At 56.0% G+C, this 17433-nt stretch carries 16 protein-coding genes and 1 tRNA gene; 7 read left to right on the top strand and 10 right to left on the bottom strand.

What is annotated here, in order from left to right:
• Nucleotides 1-129 precede the first annotated feature (129 nt).
• Both ABJ205_RS04795 and ABJ205_RS04790 read left to right on the top strand, forming a co-directional pair.
• Nucleotides 130-723 carry an RNA polymerase sigma factor gene (locus ABJ205_RS04795; protein WP_348160528.1) on the top strand — a complete coding sequence of 198 codons (594 nt, stop codon included), beginning with the start codon at nt 130-132 and terminating at the stop codon, nt 721-723.
• Nucleotides 720-1094, top strand: coding sequence for a DUF6768 family protein (locus ABJ205_RS04790; protein ID WP_348160530.1), 375 nt, complete (start codon nt 720-722; stop codon nt 1092-1094). The genes ABJ205_RS04795 and ABJ205_RS04790 overlap by 4 nt, the downstream gene beginning before the upstream one ends.
• Before the next feature lie 10 nt (nt 1095-1104).
• Here the strand turns inward: ABJ205_RS04790 and ABJ205_RS04785 are convergent, their stop codons facing one another.
• From ABJ205_RS04785 to ABJ205_RS04775, 3 genes are all read right to left on the bottom strand, one after another.
• A complete protein-coding gene (locus ABJ205_RS04785) occupies nt 1105-1722 on the bottom strand; it encodes a L,D-transpeptidase family protein (RefSeq protein ID WP_348160668.1) in 618 nt (205 codons plus the stop codon).
• A gap of 93 nt (nt 1723-1815) precedes the next feature.
• Entirely contained in the window at nt 1816-3105 is a 1290-nt protein-coding gene (locus tag ABJ205_RS04780; protein WP_348160532.1) for an adenylosuccinate synthase, read from the bottom strand.
• A 105-nt stretch (nt 3106-3210) separates the two neighbouring features.
• Nucleotides 3211-4929, bottom strand: a complete 1719-nt coding sequence (locus ABJ205_RS04775; RefSeq protein WP_348160534.1) for a hypothetical protein — start codon at nt 4927-4929, stop codon at nt 3211-3213.
• A 260-nt stretch (nt 4930-5189) separates the two neighbouring features.
• Here ABJ205_RS04775 and ABJ205_RS04770 point away from each other — a divergent pair, with 260 nt between their 5' ends.
• The gene (locus ABJ205_RS04770; RefSeq protein ID WP_348160536.1) at nt 5190-6080 is read left to right on the top strand and encodes an alpha/beta hydrolase; all 891 of its coding nucleotides are present in this window, start codon (nt 5190-5192) and stop codon (nt 6078-6080) included.
• Between the two features lie 28 nt (nt 6081-6108).
• On the opposite strand, the gene ABJ205_RS04765 is transcribed toward ABJ205_RS04770, so the two are convergent.
• From ABJ205_RS04765 to ABJ205_RS04755, 3 genes are all read right to left on the bottom strand, one after another.
• The gene (locus ABJ205_RS04765) at nt 6109-7227 is read right to left on the bottom strand and encodes an ATP phosphoribosyltransferase regulatory subunit (protein ID WP_348160537.1); all 1119 of its coding nucleotides are present in this window, start codon (nt 7225-7227) and stop codon (nt 6109-6111) included.
• Nucleotides 7228-7290: 63 nt separating this feature from the next.
• The gene (gene serA / locus ABJ205_RS04760) at nt 7291-8874 is read right to left on the bottom strand and encodes a phosphoglycerate dehydrogenase (RefSeq protein ID WP_348160539.1); all 1584 of its coding nucleotides are present in this window, start codon (nt 8872-8874) and stop codon (nt 7291-7293) included.
• 104 nt (nt 8875-8978) lie between these two features.
• Entirely contained in the window at nt 8979-10145 is a 1167-nt protein-coding gene (locus tag ABJ205_RS04755) for a phosphoserine transaminase (protein WP_348160541.1), read from the bottom strand.
• 163 nt (nt 10146-10308) lie between these two features.
• Between ABJ205_RS04755 and ABJ205_RS04750 the strand changes: the two genes are divergently transcribed.
• Nucleotides 10309-11517, top strand: a complete 1209-nt coding sequence (locus ABJ205_RS04750) for a glycosyltransferase family 1 protein (protein WP_348160543.1) — start codon at nt 10309-10311, stop codon at nt 11515-11517.
• Nucleotides 11518-11523: 6 nt separating this feature from the next.
• Here ABJ205_RS04750 and ABJ205_RS04745 read toward each other — a convergent pair whose 3' ends face one another.
• Both ABJ205_RS04745 and ABJ205_RS04740 read right to left on the bottom strand, forming a co-directional pair.
• Nucleotides 11524-11958: a hypothetical protein gene (locus tag ABJ205_RS04745; protein ID WP_348160545.1), complete on the bottom strand. Its 435-nt coding sequence runs from the start codon at nt 11956-11958 to the stop codon at nt 11524-11526.
• Nucleotides 11959-12038: 80 nt separating this feature from the next.
• Nucleotides 12039-12692, bottom strand: a complete 654-nt coding sequence (locus ABJ205_RS04740) for a PadR family transcriptional regulator (protein ID WP_348160547.1) — start codon at nt 12690-12692, stop codon at nt 12039-12041.
• A gap of 116 nt (nt 12693-12808) precedes the next feature.
• Here ABJ205_RS04740 and ABJ205_RS04735 point away from each other — a divergent pair, with 116 nt between their 5' ends.
• Together ABJ205_RS04735 and ABJ205_RS04730 are read left to right on the top strand one after the other, a co-directional pair.
• A complete protein-coding gene (locus ABJ205_RS04735; protein ID WP_348160549.1) occupies nt 12809-14131 on the top strand; it encodes a replication-associated recombination protein A in 1323 nt (440 codons plus the stop codon).
• Complete coding sequence (locus tag ABJ205_RS04730; protein WP_348160551.1) at nt 14131-15033, top strand: hypothetical protein; 903 nt, start codon at nt 14131-14133, stop codon at nt 15031-15033. The genes ABJ205_RS04735 and ABJ205_RS04730 overlap by 1 nt, the downstream gene beginning before the upstream one ends.
• A 65-nt stretch (nt 15034-15098) precedes the next feature.
• Here ABJ205_RS04730 and ABJ205_RS04725 read toward each other — a convergent pair whose 3' ends face one another.
• A complete protein-coding gene (locus ABJ205_RS04725; protein ID WP_348160553.1) occupies nt 15099-15539 on the bottom strand; it encodes a TM2 domain-containing protein in 441 nt (146 codons plus the stop codon).
• Between the two features lie 214 nt (nt 15540-15753).
• On the opposite strand from ABJ205_RS04725, the gene ABJ205_RS04720 reads away from it, so the two are divergent.
• Nucleotides 15754-15829, top strand: a tRNA-Thr gene (locus tag ABJ205_RS04720).
• A 206-nt stretch (nt 15830-16035) separates the two neighbouring features.
• Here ABJ205_RS04720 and ABJ205_RS04715 read toward each other — a convergent pair.
• A complete protein-coding gene (locus ABJ205_RS04715; protein WP_348160555.1) occupies nt 16036-17214 on the bottom strand; it encodes an FAD-dependent oxidoreductase in 1179 nt (392 codons plus the stop codon).
• Nucleotides 17215-17433 lie beyond the last annotated feature (219 nt).

Here is a 17433-nt window from a genome sequence, read left to right as displayed (position 1 = left end):
CGAATCGCCCCCTTGTTGGATTGGAACAAGATGGGAACAAATAGAGATCAAGTCAAGATATTTGCCTATGCATTAGTTTTTTCAGACAAAGTTTGAACAATTCGCGCGCCTAGAGCGACTACATAAGTGATGACCAAAGGCCCACTTCCAAACGGCAATCGCCATAGTTCGACGCAGCCAACATCGGCGGCGCTGTATGACGAATGGCTTGTGACCATGGCGCAAGCGGGTGATCGGCAAGCGGCCAATAGGCTTTATCACCGTTGGAATTCACGGCTGGCGCGGGCGGCGCGGCGATACGGCATGGAGGACGAGGCGGCGATGGACCTAGCGCAGGAATGCTGGCTGGCCATCTTTAAGGGGCTTTCGCGCCTGCGAAATCCCGCAAAGTTTCGATCCTTCGCCTTTTCGGTCCTGCATCGCCGCGGTTCGGACCATATTCGCAAATTCTTGCGCGAGCGCGATGCCATGGCTGAGATCGAGCAAGAAGACGTCCCTGCGAACGAGACCATTTCCGAGCGAGCAGCCATAGCGCACGCCTTTGCATCCCTTTCCCCAGACCAGCGTCTGGCTGCGCATTTACACTTTGTCGAAGGGCTGACCCTGCATGAAATCGCACAGGTTCAGCAAATCCCTGAAGGCACAGCGAAAAGCCGAATTTTTCACGCCCGCCGTAAGTTGAAGGCAGCGCTTACCCCAATTGATGAAGGAGACAAACGATGACCACCCCCGATGAAAGGATTACAGCAGCGCTCGATCAGGACGATCAAGTTTTCCTCGCAAGCCTCGATAATGGTCGCGGGATGTTCCAACAGCTAGGCGATTCCATGCACGGCCCCCTGGCTTGGTGGGCGCGCTTTGCATTCGTGATTGCAATCGCGATCGGAATTGGCCTCTCCTATTCATTCTTCCGAGCCATCACAGCAGACACGACCGATGCGATGATGGGTTGGGGACTGACCTCTATCGGCCTCTTGATCATGCAGGGCTTCTTAAAGGAATGGATGTTTGCGCGTATGACCATGCTGACTTTGCTCAGCGAGCTGAAACGCTTGCAGGTCCAAGTCGCCCTTCTTGGCGAAGGTCGCGGCTAATCAGCCTTTGTCAGGGCCGGATTTCGATGGGTGTGCCGTCGGGCACAATGCGCCACAACTCTTCGATCTCTTCATTGGAGAGGGCGATACACCCATCGGTCCAATCCCCGCGCATTCGGCCAGAACGAAGGCCATTAGGCTGGCCGTGGATAAAGATATCTCCGCCCGGTGAACGTCCATATTCCGAGGCAAAGGCGCGGTCATTGGCGTTAGGATAGGATATCCGCAATGACAGATGATAACTGCTTTGCGGATTGCGCCAATCGATGCGGTAGACGCCTTCCGGTGTGCGCTCATCTCCTTGGAAACGTTTGTGCCCACTGGGCGCATCCCCAAATTGAAGGCCGCGATAGGCGCGGATTGGCTTACCGTTTTCGTAAGCGACCAACATCCGCTCCGACTTATCAACGACGAGATAGTCGGCAATCCGGCCAAAGCGCGACTGATCGCCGCGTTGAATCGAACGGGCCGCGTTCCCGCGAGCGGTGGGTGATGAACCTGGTGGATACGCGCCGAGGTCGCCGGCGCCCTGCCCGGCACTTTGAGGCCCAGCATTTTGGGTTCCGGCATTTTGGCCAGCGCATGCGGCAAGCAGCAAAGTCAGTGCAAGAGCAACACAGCGAAACATACCGGTAGGTTTAACCGGCAAGGACGCCGCCCGCAATCGGGGCTTTTATCGCATGTCCCAGCTAAGGACTCTTTTACAAAAAGGGCCTTGGCCCTAGTCGACGAATGGATCGCGCATAAGGATCGTATCGTCCCGCTCTGGACTAGTCGAAACGAGCGCAACGGGGCATTCGATCAATTCTTGAACGCGTTGGATGTACTTGATCGCATTGGCTGGCAGATCGGCATAACTGCGCGCGCCAACGGTGCTCTCGCTCCAACCTTCCATCTCTTCATAGATCGGTTCAACCGCCGCTTGATCGGCGGCGTGTGACGGCAGATAGTCATAGACGTTGCCATGCAGCCTGTAGCCGGTGCAGATTTTGACCGTCTCAAGCCCATCGAGAACATCGATCTTGGTAAGCGCAATGCCCGTAACGCCAGAAACCGCGCACGTTTGCCGCACCAATACCGCATCGAACCAGCCCACTCTGCGTTGGCGTCCGGTGACGGTGCCAAACTCATGACCACGCTCACCGATGCCTTGACCGATTTCATCGTCAAGTTCGGTTGGGAATGGACCGCTGCCAACGCGCGTCGTGTATGCCTTTACAATGCCAAGCACATAACCAGTTGAGTTGGGCCCCAGCCCGCTTCCGCTCGCTGCTGTGCCGCTCACAGTGTTGGAAGATGTCACAAACGGGTACGTGCCGTGATCAACATCAAGAAGCACGCCTTGCGCGCCTTCGAACAGAATTTTGGCGCCCGCTTTGCGCACTTTCTTCAGGCGTTTCCAAACGGGCTGCGCAAAGCGAAGCACGAAATCAGCAACATCGCGCAGTTCATCAAGGAGAGCCTCACGGTCAACTGGCGGTTGATCGAAACCAGCCCGCAGAGCATCGTGATGCGCGCAAAGGCGGTCGAGCTGAGGTTCAAGACTATCGAGATGTGCAAGGTCGCAGACGCGGATTGCTCTGCGACCGACCTTATCTTCATAAGCTGGGCCGATCCCGCGCCCGGTGGTGCCGATCTTGCCCTTGCCCGCCGCCCCTTCACGAAGCGCATCCAGATCGCGGTGAAGCGGCAGGATAAGCGGGCAATTGTCAGCAACAGCCAGATTGTCAGCCGTGATTTCAACACCCTGACTTTCAAGCTTTGCGATTTCATCACGCAAGGCCCAAGGGTCGAGCACCACGCCATTGCCAATCATGCTCATTGTGCCAGAGACAATGCCTGACGGCAGGAGCGATAGTTTATAAACTTCACCATCAATGACGAGCGTGTGGCCTGCGTTATGGCCGCCTTGGAATCGAACCACGGCATCTGCGCGGGACGCCAGCCAGTCGACGATTTTGCCTTTGCCTTCATCGCCCCACTGGGCGCCAATCACAGTGACGTTGGCCATGCTGTTTCAAGCTTTCTATGTCGGAAGAACGAGTCTGTTGTGCGCGCGCGGGACTAAGCGCTCATTCGCCTAAGAGCAAGCAGGCATTGAAGGCATTAAACGCCTTTATTCAAACATCACCGTGCCAGTTTCGCAGACATTGACTTGTCCCACCTCGATCTCACGGTCGGTCTCGGTCACAGCGCGGAAATCAAAGAGGCACGCAGCAGAGCCATCAGTGACTTCAACATTCCACTGCTGATCGCGGGCGAGCGAACTTGAGCTGAGTCGATCATCGCCCCAACCGATAGTCGCCGAATTGGACCAATACAGGCTGATTAACGCCTCGCCTGTGTTGTTAAAGAGGGAGACTTTGCGATTTAGGGCTTCCGCTGATCCGGTAAGCCCTTTGCGAAAACCAACAATCTGGCCCGGGCGTGCAATCCCAGAAATCGGCCTCGTGGGGCCTGCGACAAACGGTCCATCCTGCTGGCGCAAAGCGGTATTTACACCTTCCTTGCCAAAGGCCACCGTAAGGGTATTTCCGGTATTACCGAGATTGCTGACGCTGATTTGATAGTCTTTGCATGTTCCCTCTGGGTCGAGAGTAAATTCGGTTGCATCGGTCATGTCATAATCTGAGTGTACCGAGTTGCCCGTGCCATCTGTCACATCGAAATCAAGGTCTGTCTCCCCGCCGCCACGCGCGCTAATTTTGGTTTTACCGCAGATTTGAAGCGCAACCTTTGTCGAGGTGTTGGCTCGGATGGGATAATCGCCCTCGCCGATGTCGCCTATGCGTGTCGCCGGATCGATCAGTCCAACTTCAAATGTATTGTCCACACTGCCAACATTGCTGACCGCAAGGCTGTACGTCTCACACTCCTGCGGTGCGTCCAGAGTTTTGAAGGTCATATCTGAAAGGTCTAAGTCTGAGTAGATTTCATCACCGTCACTGTTGGACAATGCAAAATCAAGATCACTAGAGCCACTGCCGCGCACCTCTAAACGGCGCGTACCGCAAACCGGCAGATTAAGCAGCAAGCGCGTGTTGGCGGCTGCCGTGTAGTTTCCTGGACCACTCCCTTCCGCCTCAACTGTTCGAATTTCGGGGCCGCCCGGGCCATCCGCCGCAGTTGTTGCCGCCAGAGTAGTAGTAGGAGCCGTTCCCGAATACTCCGCCGGGTCGTAACCTTCCGGCTCCACGACCAACATCATCGCGTTGTAAACACCACCCAGATTGGTCACTTCAATCTCAAAGCGCTCGCAATCGGAAAGCAATCCAGCAAGCTCGACGCTGGTCTCATCGCTAGATGCATCGTCTTCATGTACGATGCCCCCATCGGCATTACGGATGATGAAATCGAGGTCGGTATCTCCATCGCCGCGCGCGCTTACTCGGGCGGAGGTTCCGCAAGCCTTAAAGCTGTGCTTTTCGGTGGTTCCGCCGTCGACGAGGAGCTTCACTACCCTTGTGGAGCCTTCGACAATCGGTGTCAGGACAACGGTTAAGTCGTTCTTTTCTTCGCCAAGGTTTGAGACATAGAGATCAAATGTGGCGCAGCCTTCGTTTTCATTTTCAAGAACGAGGCTGATGTAATCGTCAATTCCGGCATCTGATAGAAGCGTGGCGCCGTCCGGCCCGTTCACTTCAAAATCAAGGTCGGTTCCGGTATCCCCGCGTACCGCAAGCTGGCTTTCAGCCGAGCAAACATCAAGATCGATCTGAAGTCGCTGTGAAGACTCAACCGTGTATTCATCGACAGCCGCAAGCGCAGGGTTTGAAACGGCAGCGAAAAGCCCAGTGCAGGCCAAGAGAGTTGCTCGAAAGGAGATCATAGACATAGCCCTGCACCCAAAGAAGTTACCTTTATTTGAAGGGTATAGGTTTTTCCGGATGAATAACAGCTTGAACCGTCAGGAGACAGGGTTTGCGTGTTTGTGTTACTTAGCGGGAACACGCGGACATTCGTCCAAAGGGCCATTCAGGCTCGATACAAACCGCGACACATAATGAAACACAAGCGGCCCGTGGTGGATTATGGAATGAGCCAATCCCCCCATCATGCTGGCGCACAAATGTCGGTTACTTATAAGGGCATCCAATGCAAACATTTTCCCGTGCGCGGTTGTCATCCGCTGTCATGTTCAGCCTTGTCGGCATCGCGGCCCTTGGCGCTGGGCTGGCTTTTGAAGGTCAGCGCGCGCAGGCTCATGCTCAGACATCCAATCGGGCTGTTAGTTCGGTTATCTTCGGCTCGCACCTTCGCCAACAGGTCGATATCTACACCCCAAGGGAGGCTGTTGATGACTTGCCCGTTATCCTGTTTGTTCACGGCGGCGGATGGTCGAGGGGCAACAGGGAAAATGTCGAAGCAAAGCCGGCGCATTTCACGGCGTCGAATTATATCTTTGCCTCAACCGGTTATCGGCTCGTGCCGATAGTATCCGTGGAAGAACAGGCCAAAGACGTTGGCGCTGCTGTGCAAGCCCTCGTTGGGCAGGCAAGCGCAATCGGTGTCGATCCATCGCGTATCGTCCTTATGGGATATAGCGCTGGCGCTCATTTGGCAGCTTTGGTGGCTACAGACCCTCAATATGCTGGCGATGCGTTTGGATCGATCAAGGGTGTAATCCTTCTTGATGGCGCGGGTTACGATATCGCCGCCACAATGGACGGTGCAGATCCTAGACGGTGGCAAGTGTACAACGCGGCCTTTGGAAACAACCCAGAACGTCAGGCGGCGCTTTCCCCACTCACCCATGTCGGGGGCAAAGATGCTCCCAATTGGCTCGCGCTCTATGTCGAGCAAGGCGGGGAAAGTCGCATTCAATCGCAAGCGCTTGTGAACGCTCTAACCCAATTGGGAGCGACCGCCAGCGCACTTCCCATTGCAGGAACAGATCACAGACGCATGAAGACACAGCTCGGAACGCAAGGCGGCGCTGCCCAGACCGAAGCGGTTGATGCTTTTCTCAAAGTGGTGTTCGAATAATATCTGCAAAAGCGCAGAACCTCGTTCGTCAAAGCGCAGCAGGCTTTCCGAATTCCAGCGTGTGTGTGCAGCCAAGGGCTGATGGATCGTCACTGTCGCTAAGCTGGGCCTTCGTCCGCCATCCTTCTGTGCGCAATCGATCAGCAATCGCCAGATCATAACCAAATGGCAAAAAGATCACCCGCGCCCGTTCGGACTGCGGCGCGATTTGCGCCAGCGCATTGAGGTAAAGCGTAAATCCAGTCGCCGCCTCGCCAGTTCCGCCAATCTGATATGTGCCACCGCGACCAATCGCTCCGCGGAGACCTTCGGCATAGAGTGTGAACCCAAACCAGCTTTGGTATTCAAACCCGTGACGTTCTGTCGGGTCGAGGGTTACTCGGGCACCGCTCCCAATACGCTGCGCAATTGCGGCGAGGCCGTCCAGCCGAGAGGTCAAAGCGCCCTTGCCGTCAAAATCGCGCAATTGGGATAAGGCTTTGTCGATAGGCCCGGTTGCATAAAGCAGCGGGAGAAAACCCTCGCCGCCCACTGCTTTCAATCCGCCGGCATCTTTTGTGTCAAGTTCGCGCCGAATGGCATCGGTAGTTTGCTCATCAATCGACCCGTCACTTTTGACCAAGGTTTCGACCAAATCCGGCATTGTGAAATCAACCGAGATGCCAGTGATGCCCGCAGCCTTCAGCGCCGCGATTGCGGTCAACACGCTTTCTGCCGCTGCCTCAACCGTGTCTGCGCCGATCAACTCGGCACCCAATTGCAAACGCTCACGCGCTGGGTTCAATTGGCTTGCTTTGATGAGAGCTGTGTCCCCGCAATAGGCAAGGCGAAGTGGCCGCGGTGCTTCTTTCATGCTGGTCGCAGCAATTCGCCCAATTTGCGGGGTGATGTCGCTCCTTAAAGCCAACGTTCGCAGGCTCACCGGGTCAATCATGCGGAACATCCGGCGCGTGCGGACGCCCCCCGAGTTTCCAGCCATCCGGCTTGCAAGAGAATTTTCAAACTCAAGCAAAGGGGGGCGAACCCGGTCGTATCCATGCGAATCAAGCGCGTCCAGACACGCACGCATCGCCGTGGTAATGCGCGCCGCGCTGGTCGGAAGGCAGTCTTCGAGGCCTTCGGGCAAGAGATCGGTGTTTCGGGTCATGGACGCCCCTCTAACCAATTCGTCACCTCAGCGAAAGCTGGGATGACGAGTTGGTTGCTTGGTTTAGAAAGACAGGCCCATAGCCATCTTAACGCCTTCAAGAGCGCCTGCCTCATTCAGAACATTCTCAGGCAGTGCCACATCAAGGCTAAGCAGCAAGACCGCCTCACCCCCTGCATCGCGCCGACCAAGGTTAAACGTGCCGATGTTGATGCCGTGGCTGCCCAAAAGTGTACCGATGCGGCCGATAAAGCCCGGCTTATCGTCATTGACGATGTACAGCATGTGACCGCTAAGTTCGGCCTCGATCCCGATGCCGAAAATCTCAACCAGGCGCGGCGCTTCATTGCCGAACAGCGTGCCTGCAACCGAACGCGTGCCTTGGTCGGTTTCAACCGAAACGCGGATCAGCGTGTTATACGCGCCATCCCGGTTTTGGCGGATTTCGGAAACCTCTAGCCCGCGTTCCTTCGCCAAATATGGTGCGTTGACCATATTCACCGTATCGGAATAACGGCGCATAAAGCCTGCGAGCACAGCGCCCGTGATCGGCTTACCGTTAAGCTCGGATGCTGCGCCTTCACGCTCAATGCTGATCTTAGTGAGGTTGCCGTGCGCAAGCTGACCCACCAATGAGCCAAGGCCTTCTGCAAGAGCCATATATGGCTTAAGCTTGGGCGCTTCCTCAGCAGAGAGCGAAGGCATGTTAAGCGCGTTGGTGACGCCCCCGTTCACGAGATAATCGCTAAGCTGCTCTGCCACTTGCAAGGCCACATTGACCTGCGCCTCGGTGGTGCTTGCGCCCAGATGCGGGGTACAAATGAAGTTTGGCGCGCCGAACAGCGGATTTTCCTTCGCAGGTTCCTCTGCAAAAACGTCCAATGCTGCGCCTGCAACATGGCCGCTTTCAAGGCAGTCTTTCAAAGCCAATTCGTCGATCAAGCCGCCTCGCGCGCAGTTGATGATGCGAATACCAGGGCGCGCACCTTCGAGCCGTTCGCGGCTAAGGATATTGCGCGTTTCATCGGTAAGCGGCGTGTGCAGCGATACGAAATCGGCGCGCTGCAAAAGCGTGTCGAGATCGACCTTCTCAATACCCAATTCCACAGCCCTATCTTCGGTTAGGAAAGGATCGTAAGCAATAACCTTCATGCGAAGGCCTTGCGCCCGGCTCGCCGCGATGGAGCCGATGTTGCCTGCGCCGATAAGGCCAAAGGTCTTGCCAGTGACTTCAACACCCATGAAGTCTTTCTTGGGCCATTCACCGGCCTGCGTGCGAGTGTTCGCTGGCGGGACTTGACGAGCCAGCGCCATCATCATCGCAATCGCGTGTTCTGCGGTCGTGATCGAGTTGCCAAACGGCGTATTCATCACAACGACGCCTTTGCCGCTTGCGTATGGAATATCGACATTGTCGACCCCGATACCAGCGCGGCCAATCACTTTCAGATTGGTCGCCGCATCAAGGATTTCGCGTGTCACTTTGGTCGAAGAACGGATCGCAAGGCCGTGATATTCGCCAATGCGCGCCTTCAATTCTTCGGGGCTTTCGCCGGTAATCACATCAACATCGCATCCGCGCTCTTCGAAAATGCGCGCTGCGTTCGGGTCCATTTTGTCGGAAATGAGTACTTTGGGTTTGCTCATAATAACCTCGTCGCTCCAGCAATGGCCGGAGCCCTTTTTGGGGAATTGGAATTGGGAGGAGTTGGTGATCCCAGCACACGCCGGGACCACTCAAAACTCTCAGATCAACCGTTCTTGACGGTTTCGTAGGCCCACTCGATCCATGGCAGAAGGCGCGAAATGTCCTCTGCCTCAAGCGTACCGCCGCACCAGATGCGAAGCGAAGGCGGTGCATCGCGGTAACCATTGAAATCATAGCCAACGTGACGCTCTTCGAGCATTTTGACGATCTTCTTCGGCACAGCCGCTTGATCGTCTGCAGACAGGCTATCGTACCAATCGCCGGTGAACTGCATGCAAACGCCGGTATTGGTGCGTTTCGCAGGGTCAGAGACCATGTTTTTCAGCCAAGGTGTGGCCTCGATCCAGTCTTTGACGATGCCAGAGTTTGTGTTCGCACGCTCAAACAGAGCCTCGCGTCCGCCGATGGACTTTGCCCACTCAAGCGCCGCGATATAATCTTCGGTTGCAAGCAGCGAAGGCGTGTTGATCGTCGCGCCTTCAAAGATGCCCTTGTTGATCTTATCGCCTTTTTTCAGACGGAAGAGCTTAGGCAGCGGCCATTCAGGATTGTAGCTTTCAATCCGCTCAACCGCTTTGGGTGAGAGGATAAGCATGCCGTGCTGAGCCTCTGAGCCCATAACCTTCTGCCACGAGAACGTCGTCGCATCGAGCTTGGCCCAGTCCATTTCCATCGCGAAAATGGCAGAGGTTGCATCATTGATGGTGATCCCTTCGCGGCCCGGCTCAAGCCAATCGGTGTTCGGGATCATCGCGCCGGATGTGGTGCCATTCCAAGTGAAGACAACGTCACTGTCTTGCGGGATCGAAGCAAGATCGGGGATTTCGCCGTAATCGGCAGTCATGGTTTGCAACTTAGGCAGTTTGAGCTGCTTCACTGCGTCCTGAATCCAGACATTGCCAAAACTCTCCCACGCAGCAACCGTTGCCGGGCGCGCAGGATCAAGCATTGTCCACATGGCCGCTTCGAGAGCGCCTGTGTCGGAAGCTGGCATGATGCCGACGAGATAATCGTCTGGTACACCCAGCAATTCGCGGGTCAGATCAATCGCATATTTCAGGCGACCTTTGGCCAGCGCCGAACGGTGCGAGCGACCCAGCGATTCGGTTTGTAATTTATCGAGGGACCATCCGGGGAACTTTACAGTCGGGCCGGATGAGAATTGCGGGCGCGCAGGTTTGAGCGCTGGTACGGCAGGTAGTTCAGTCATGTATTCTCTCCTTACAGAGAGCTCGCGCGGCGTTGGGACCGCGTGGCCCGGAGCCGCATTTAGAGACCCTACATTTCCTGTCAATGAACAGTGATGAGTATTTGGGGTGCGGATTTATCGGAATGTGGTATCGCCGCGCTGAATCTCCTACATGAAGTCACACATGCAAGTTTCCGATCTTCGAATTGCCCTGTTCAGCGGCAACTACAATTACACCCGTGATGGGGCGAATCAGGCGCTCAACCGTCTGGTCGCCACCCTTTTGAGCAAGGGCGCAAAGGTGCGTGCTTATTCACCAACTGTTGCTGAACCTGATTTTGAACCGACCGGCGATCTTGTCGACATTCCCAACGTGCGCATGCCGGTTAAAGGGCGCGGCGAATATCGTTTGCCGCTGTGGCTTGGAACGAAGGCCAAACGCGATCTTGTAAAGTTCGAACCCAATATTGTGCATATCGCTTCGCCAGACCCAAGCGGCCACGCTGCGCTGCGCTGGGCGCAGGAATATGATATTCCGGTGCTGTCTTCCGTGCACACACGCTTTGAAACCTATCCGCGTTATTATGGCCTGGCGTTTCTTGAACCGCTCGTGATCAAGATGCTGCGCCGTTTTTATAACCGCTGCGATGCTCTTGTTGCTCCGTCACAAAGCATGATCGACGAACTTCTGGCGATGAAGATGCACGATGACATCGGACTTTGGTCGCGCGGCGTGGACCGGACAGTTTTTGCCTCAGAAAAGCGTGATTTGGAATGGCGGCGCAGCCTTGGGCTTGCTGATGATGACGTTGCGATTGTGTTTTTGGGTCGGCTCGTCATGGAAAAAGGGCTCGATGTTTTCGCCGAGACCATCATCCAATTGCGTAAACGCCAAGTGCCGCACAAGGTTCTCGTCATTGGTGATGGCCCGGCAGGCGAATGGTTTAAAGGCGCACTTCCCGGAGGTATCTTTGCAGGGTTCAAAACGGGCGCTGACTTGGGCCAAGCGCTTGCTAGCGGCGACATCTTCTTCAACCCCAGCGTGACCGAAACCTTTGGCAATGTCACATTGGAGGCGATGGCATGCGGGTTGCCTGTGGTCGCAGCGGGCGCCACGGGCGCATCGAGCCTAGTCCGTGACGGAGAAACTGGCCGGCTTATCCCGCTGATCGGTAAAAAGGGCGCCGAAACCCCTTGCAGCGAAGCTTTGGCCGAAGCCATTGCGCCTTATTGCACCGACACTGAGTTACGACGCGCTCACGGGACGGCAGGCGAGACGCGCAGCCTCGATTACAGCTGGGAAGCGATCAACGGCATCGTTGCCGACACATATGTGAGGCTGGTCGAAGACCGCCGCGCTCTGCAAATGGCGGAAGCTGCGGCCCTCGCTTAAGAAGGATCACCGAAGCACACCAGCCCGAGACATGCGCGAGGCATAGAACAGCATAAATAAGGTCGTCACCCAGATCATGATGGTAAGCGCCGGGCTTTGCAGGCTTTCTGGGATGTCAGACATGGTGTATTGGTAGACGTTCGAGCCCAACAGCCCGATAATTGCGATCACTACCGCATGAACTGCGAAACGCGAGCGAAGCAGGATTAAAACCGAGCCCGCAATCGCGCCCCACACGCCCAATGCCCAGAATGTATTGGCCCAGGCGGGATGGCTCGCAAAATAGGCTATCTCTGCCTCGCCCATGCCAAGATCGGCCAACTTCCCCAGCCGCGTCATTGTGTAGCTAAAACCGCCGACTGAGTTCCACAGCAGGGTGAGAACCCCAATCACCCAAAGGTGCCAAGGCGTTTTCGCGGCGCCGTTCGTCGTCGATTCCATGAGTTTCCCCTCCTCTTGAAGCACTCTGCCCAAGAAGAGGGGTAAACTCTTGCGCCCGTGAGGGCAAATTTATGCGCGGATCACATACGCTCGATGCGCTTTGCTACCTCGTCAATAATATCGACAATCTCATTGATCGCTGCCTGGTCAAGCTTTCCCGCTTTTGCCCGGTTTTTCAGAACAGTGCCAAGGTTGCCCATAGCGCGGAAGAGATCCGGAGACTTCTGCTTGATCCGTTCTGTGCGTTCACCGTGTTCACCAAGGCGCTCCATCAGATCGGCCACCTCTTCGGTTTGATCAGCGAGTTCTTCCTTACCGTATTTGGTGATCTTGAAGGGTTTCTTGCTGCTGCTCTCATCTTCGTTTCCGCTTTTGGATTTCGCAGGCTTAATCAACCCTTCTTCTTCCAGCATTTGGAGCGTGGGATAAACAGCGCCGGGCGATGGCGCGTAACTGCCACCCGTCATGTCTTCGATCGCACGGATCAGCTCATAACCATGACGCGGTTCTTTTGCGATCAACGCCAGAAGGGCCAAACGAAGTTCGCCAGCGCCAAACATCCGGCCACGGCGCCTACGGCCCGCTCCTCTGCTGCGGGGCCCATCGTGCCAATCTTTGGCACTCCGGCGCGAACGGCGTTCGCCATTGTCCCATTCCGACGCGGCAGAAGCCGCCATCATGGCGATCATTGGGCCAAGTTTTTCCCAGCCGCCATTCTTACCATTCCATGTCATTAAGAATACTCCTGATAGTTCTTATGGCGCTAAAGATATATCTTAGACCTATCACTTCAAGGGGCAAGCCGCATGAATGTGGCATTTCCCGACGAACGGCTTATGCGGGTCTGCGAATGGCAGATTTGTTTGAAGATGACCCGCCTCAGGCTGTTTCGGAGCCTCATAGCGAGCTGCGTGACGACGCACCTTTGGCTGACCGATTGCGCCCGCGCTCGCTTGCCGAAGTCATCGGGCAAGAGCATCTTACCGGGCCAGAGGGCGCAATTGGGCGCATGGTGGCAGCAGGCAAGCTGGCGAGCATGATCTTGTGGGGCCCGCCTGGAACCGGCAAGACAAGCATCGCAAGGCTTCTGGCGGCGAGCGTCGGCATGCGTTTCCAATCGATCAGCGCGGTATTTTCAGGGGTTGCGGACCTCAAGAAAGCCTTTGCTGAGGCGGACAAGATGGCGGCTGCGGGCCAGAAGACACTGCTCTTTGTGGACGAGATCCACCGCTTTAACCGCGCGCAGCAGGACGGGTTCTTGCCGTTCGTTGAGCGCGGGACCGTGACCCTTATGGGAGCGACCACAGAAAACCCTAGCTTTGCCCTAAACGCCGCGCTCCTCAGCCGCGCACAAGTGCTTATCCTTGAACGCTTGGGACATGAGGCATTGGGTGCGCTCCTCTCACGGGCCGAAGAACTCGAAGGCCCCCTCCCCCTTACCGATGATGCGCGCGCCGCTCTGGTTGCGAGCGCAGATGGTGATGGGCGCTTTCTATTGGGACAGGCAGAAACGCTCTATAACGCCAACCTTCCCGATGCGCTTGATCCCAGGGCCCTCAGCACATTCCTTCAACGCCGTGTTGCAGTCTATGACAAGGACCGCGACGGGCATTACAATTTGATCAGCGCGCTGCACAAGGCGCTGCGCGGGTCCGATCCGCAAGCGGCGCTCTATTACATGGCGCGCATGCTGACAGCGGGGGAAGAGCCGCTGTATGTGCTGCGCCGTCTGGTGCGCTTTGCCAGTGAAGACATTGGCTTGGCCGATCCGCAAGCCCTCACCCAGTGCCTTGCGGCCAAAGACGCCTACCAATTCCTTGGCAGCCCAGAAGGCGAACTCGCGATCGTGCAGGCCTGCCTGTACTGCGCCACCGCACCCAAATCGAACGCCGCCTATGCCGCGCAAAAATCCGCCTTCAAAGCCGCGCGGGAAACCGGCAGCCTAATGCCGCCTGCCAATATCCTCAACGCGCCGACCGCGCTGATGAAGGACATCGGTTACGGCGAGGGATATTCCTACGATCACGAGGCCGAGGACGGTTTTTCCGGCGACAATTACTGGCCCGACGAGTTGCCGCCGCAAACCTTTTATGAACCGGTGACACGCGGTTTTGAGCGCAAGATCAAAGAACGCATCGAATATTGGAATAAGCTGCGCAGGGAACGGGGCTGATGCGCGAATTTGACCATTTTCTCGCGATTGATTGGTCCGGTGCCAAGGGCGAACGCCACAAGGGCATTGCCCTAGCGCTGGCGACTAAGGCTGGCGAAGCGCCCGTTCTTGTCAAACCACCAAAGGGCGGGTTCTCACGGCAAGATGTACTGGAAATTCTGCGCGATGATTTGCCGGTGAACACGCTTGTCGGGATTGATTTGGGGATCAGCCTGCCCTTCAACGATTGCGGTGCATTCTTCCCCGGATGGGACCGCAGTCCCAGCCATGCAAAAAAGCTATGGGCGATGGTCGATGCCATTTGCGGTGCAGAGCCGCATCTAGGCGCGAACAGCTTCGTGACGCACCCTGACGCGCGCAAGTATTTCCGCCACGGTAAGAACGATGAGGGCGAGCACTTCCACCTCCCCGACGCGGTCAGCAGGCAAGGCCGTTTTCGCGAGGCTGAGATTGCGCAGTGGCGTCAAAAATGCAGACCCGTGAGCAATTTCAACCTCGTGGGCGCGGCGCAAGTCGGCAAGAGCTCTTTAACCGGCATGCGCATGCTCCATCAGCTTCGCGAGCATTTGCCTGTTTGGCCGATGGATAAAGTGCCCGAAAGACGCCTTCGTAAAGACGGGTCGATGCTCGTCGAAATTTACACAGGCCTTGCCTCAAAAGAGGCGGCGGCAAAGAGCGGATCACGCACCAAACTTTTGACCTATGCGGACCTCAACGCAGCATTGGAGGCCCTCGGCTGCCCACCGGTCGATGAAGTTGGCGAGATCGACGACCACTCCTCCGATGCTTTGCTCACCGCTGCGTGGATGCGCAAAGCAGCAGGTGAGAAGGAGCGATGGGAGCCGCGCGCTCTAACTGCGGAGATCGCTTGGACTGAAGGGTGGACCTTCGGGGCGTTTTAGCTTGGGCACCCACATTCGCTGGCGGTCGCCTTTTGCGATGCTTACGGCATCGTTCTAAGCGCGCTCTACCGATACAACCTAGAAATCGGATCGGGGCGTTCCTTGCGATAACCGGTCTGTTTCAGATCGTCGAGCATCGCCTGACGCCGCGCATCAACATCGTTTGGTAATTCACGCAGCGGTTCTGGAGGCTGTTGTTTTGGTGCGCCCTGTTTCGGGTCCTGTTTCTGGGCCTGCTCAGACCCATAAATCATATCGATGGCCTTCAAATTGTGCTCATTGATCATGTCAGGGATCAAGAACGCATCAAACAACCACCAGAAAAACGTGACCGCAAAACCCACAACCGAAAGCGACAATAGCAGCTGTGCAAGGCCCGAACCCGTCTTACCCGCATAGAAGCGGTGCACACCGAGCCAGCCGAACAAAAGCCACAGGAGATAGGCTACCCCTTTTGACTTTTCGTTTTGTTCAAACACGATTTGTTTGCGCTTATTGTCGTCCATCGTTCCAGTCCCTTGGTTGCACTTACGATGTATCTTAGCGCGCATTGTGACAAGCGGATAACGACCAAATTCAGAGCCTGTTCGATGAATGGCAAACAACCTTCTGCCAATTCATAGCAATTGCGGGGTGGACACAAGGGGCCCTTTGCGGCTAGCGGGCCTTCTCGCGCGAAAATTGCAGTGAATCGCTGCAATGATTGCGAGACGAAAATGGGCCGGCTTAGCTCAGTTGGTAGAGCAGTTGATTTGTAATCATCAGGCCGCGCGTTCGAATCGTGCAGCCGGCACCATTTTTCCCTGACCCTAACCCTATGAATTATGGGCCCACTGGCGCAAAGCTTGCGCATTGATGCCACGCAGCTGCGGGATGACCAACATATTGGTGTAGAGACCTCGGGATCGGCAAACGCCGAGGGGAAAAAGTGGGCTGCTGATAAACCAGCAATTCTCATTTGCATTCGGCCCCGTTTGATCGGGACGTCCGTGTGCCATTGGGTTACAATGCAAACAGGTGGGCGACCTTGGCGTGTGCTGCTCTAAATTCATCTGGATCGGCGCTTTCGTCATCCACTCCCATGCCATAGAAATCAGTGCCTCCGGTTTCCTGAATCAGCAATCCATCGCGCCGCGACAGGACCGTCACATTTCTATGGTACGCGCCGTACAATCGGTCGGTTTGTGCCGGCATCCACGCGATTTGCCCGCGCACCGGGATTAAGTCCTTATCGCCCAATAAACTCTTGGCACCGAACCCAGTACAATTCACAACCGCATCACCGGGAAGCTGCATCATGTCATCCTTGGAGCGAATATCTGCACGCTCAATGCGTCCGCCCATTGCGATGAAGTCTTGGGTAAGCTGCCTTGTGTACTCAGCAATATTGAACGTCATCACCATTCCGCCGCGCACGGGGCCATTGATTGGGAAAGGGTGGACATCGCGGTCCGACCAAGGAGGCGCGAGACTGCCCAGACTACGTGCCAGATGAAGAAAATTGTCCGCACCCTCAGGCTGCGTAGCAAGGGGCGGTTCGGGGGATTTGGGCCGAATATAGAAGTGCGGTGTAAACTCCACTGGATCGCCAGGCCGTCCCAAATATTTCAGATGCCGAGCATAGGAACGCCGAGCCAAGGCCTCCCACCTTGCGGTAAAGTCTGGCGCAGCCGCACCGTTCATACCAATTCTGCTGGAAGGCGACCATACTCCCGTTGCCTTGGAAGAGGCACTTTCCATCGGAAATTCACGAGCATAGATCGTAACCCTCATCCCGGTTTCTGCCAAAGCAATCGCACTGGTAAGTCCGATTGCGCCTGCACCTAACACAGAAACATGGGCTATCCGGTCGCGGCTCAATGCGTCGTTGACGCCTTGGGCATAGCCCCATGCCAGCGACCAGCCTGAGCCGCCATGACCATAGTTGTGAACGAGTGTTCTGCTCTCAATACGCTCAACCTCAAGTCGCGGACCAGAGGGGCGAAATGGTCGAAGGCAGACGGTAATCTTGGATAGATTTGTAGGGTCCAAATTAAGCGGGCCGAGCCCTTCAAAGTCCCAAGCATCGCCAATTTGGTCATTCTGATCCGCAACCAAAGAAGGCGCGTTAATACATCCGGCCAATCCCGCGCCCAATCCCGACACAATGAGATTACGTCTGTTAAGCAGTTCAAATTGCACACGCCCTCCTATTTGTTATGCCAAACCACTCTACGTGGCGAAACGATGGGTGCGGTGTGCCTAGCGATCAATCGTGCCTTCCGCGCGTTTGCCAGAGAAACGCATAGACTTGCCCAAGGCTCTTCCTCCTATCGCCGTTGCCGCTAAAGATCGCTTGGCGAGGATGCCGCAAAAAAGGGCAATCTGCGCTCACAGAACAGTGTAGGCTGAAAAACTGCT

Source organism: Erythrobacter sp. (genome assembly GCF_039988855.1).
Lineage (GTDB): Bacteria > Pseudomonadota > Alphaproteobacteria > Sphingomonadales > Sphingomonadaceae > Erythrobacter.
This window is presented reverse-complemented; position numbering and strand designations above follow the sequence as displayed.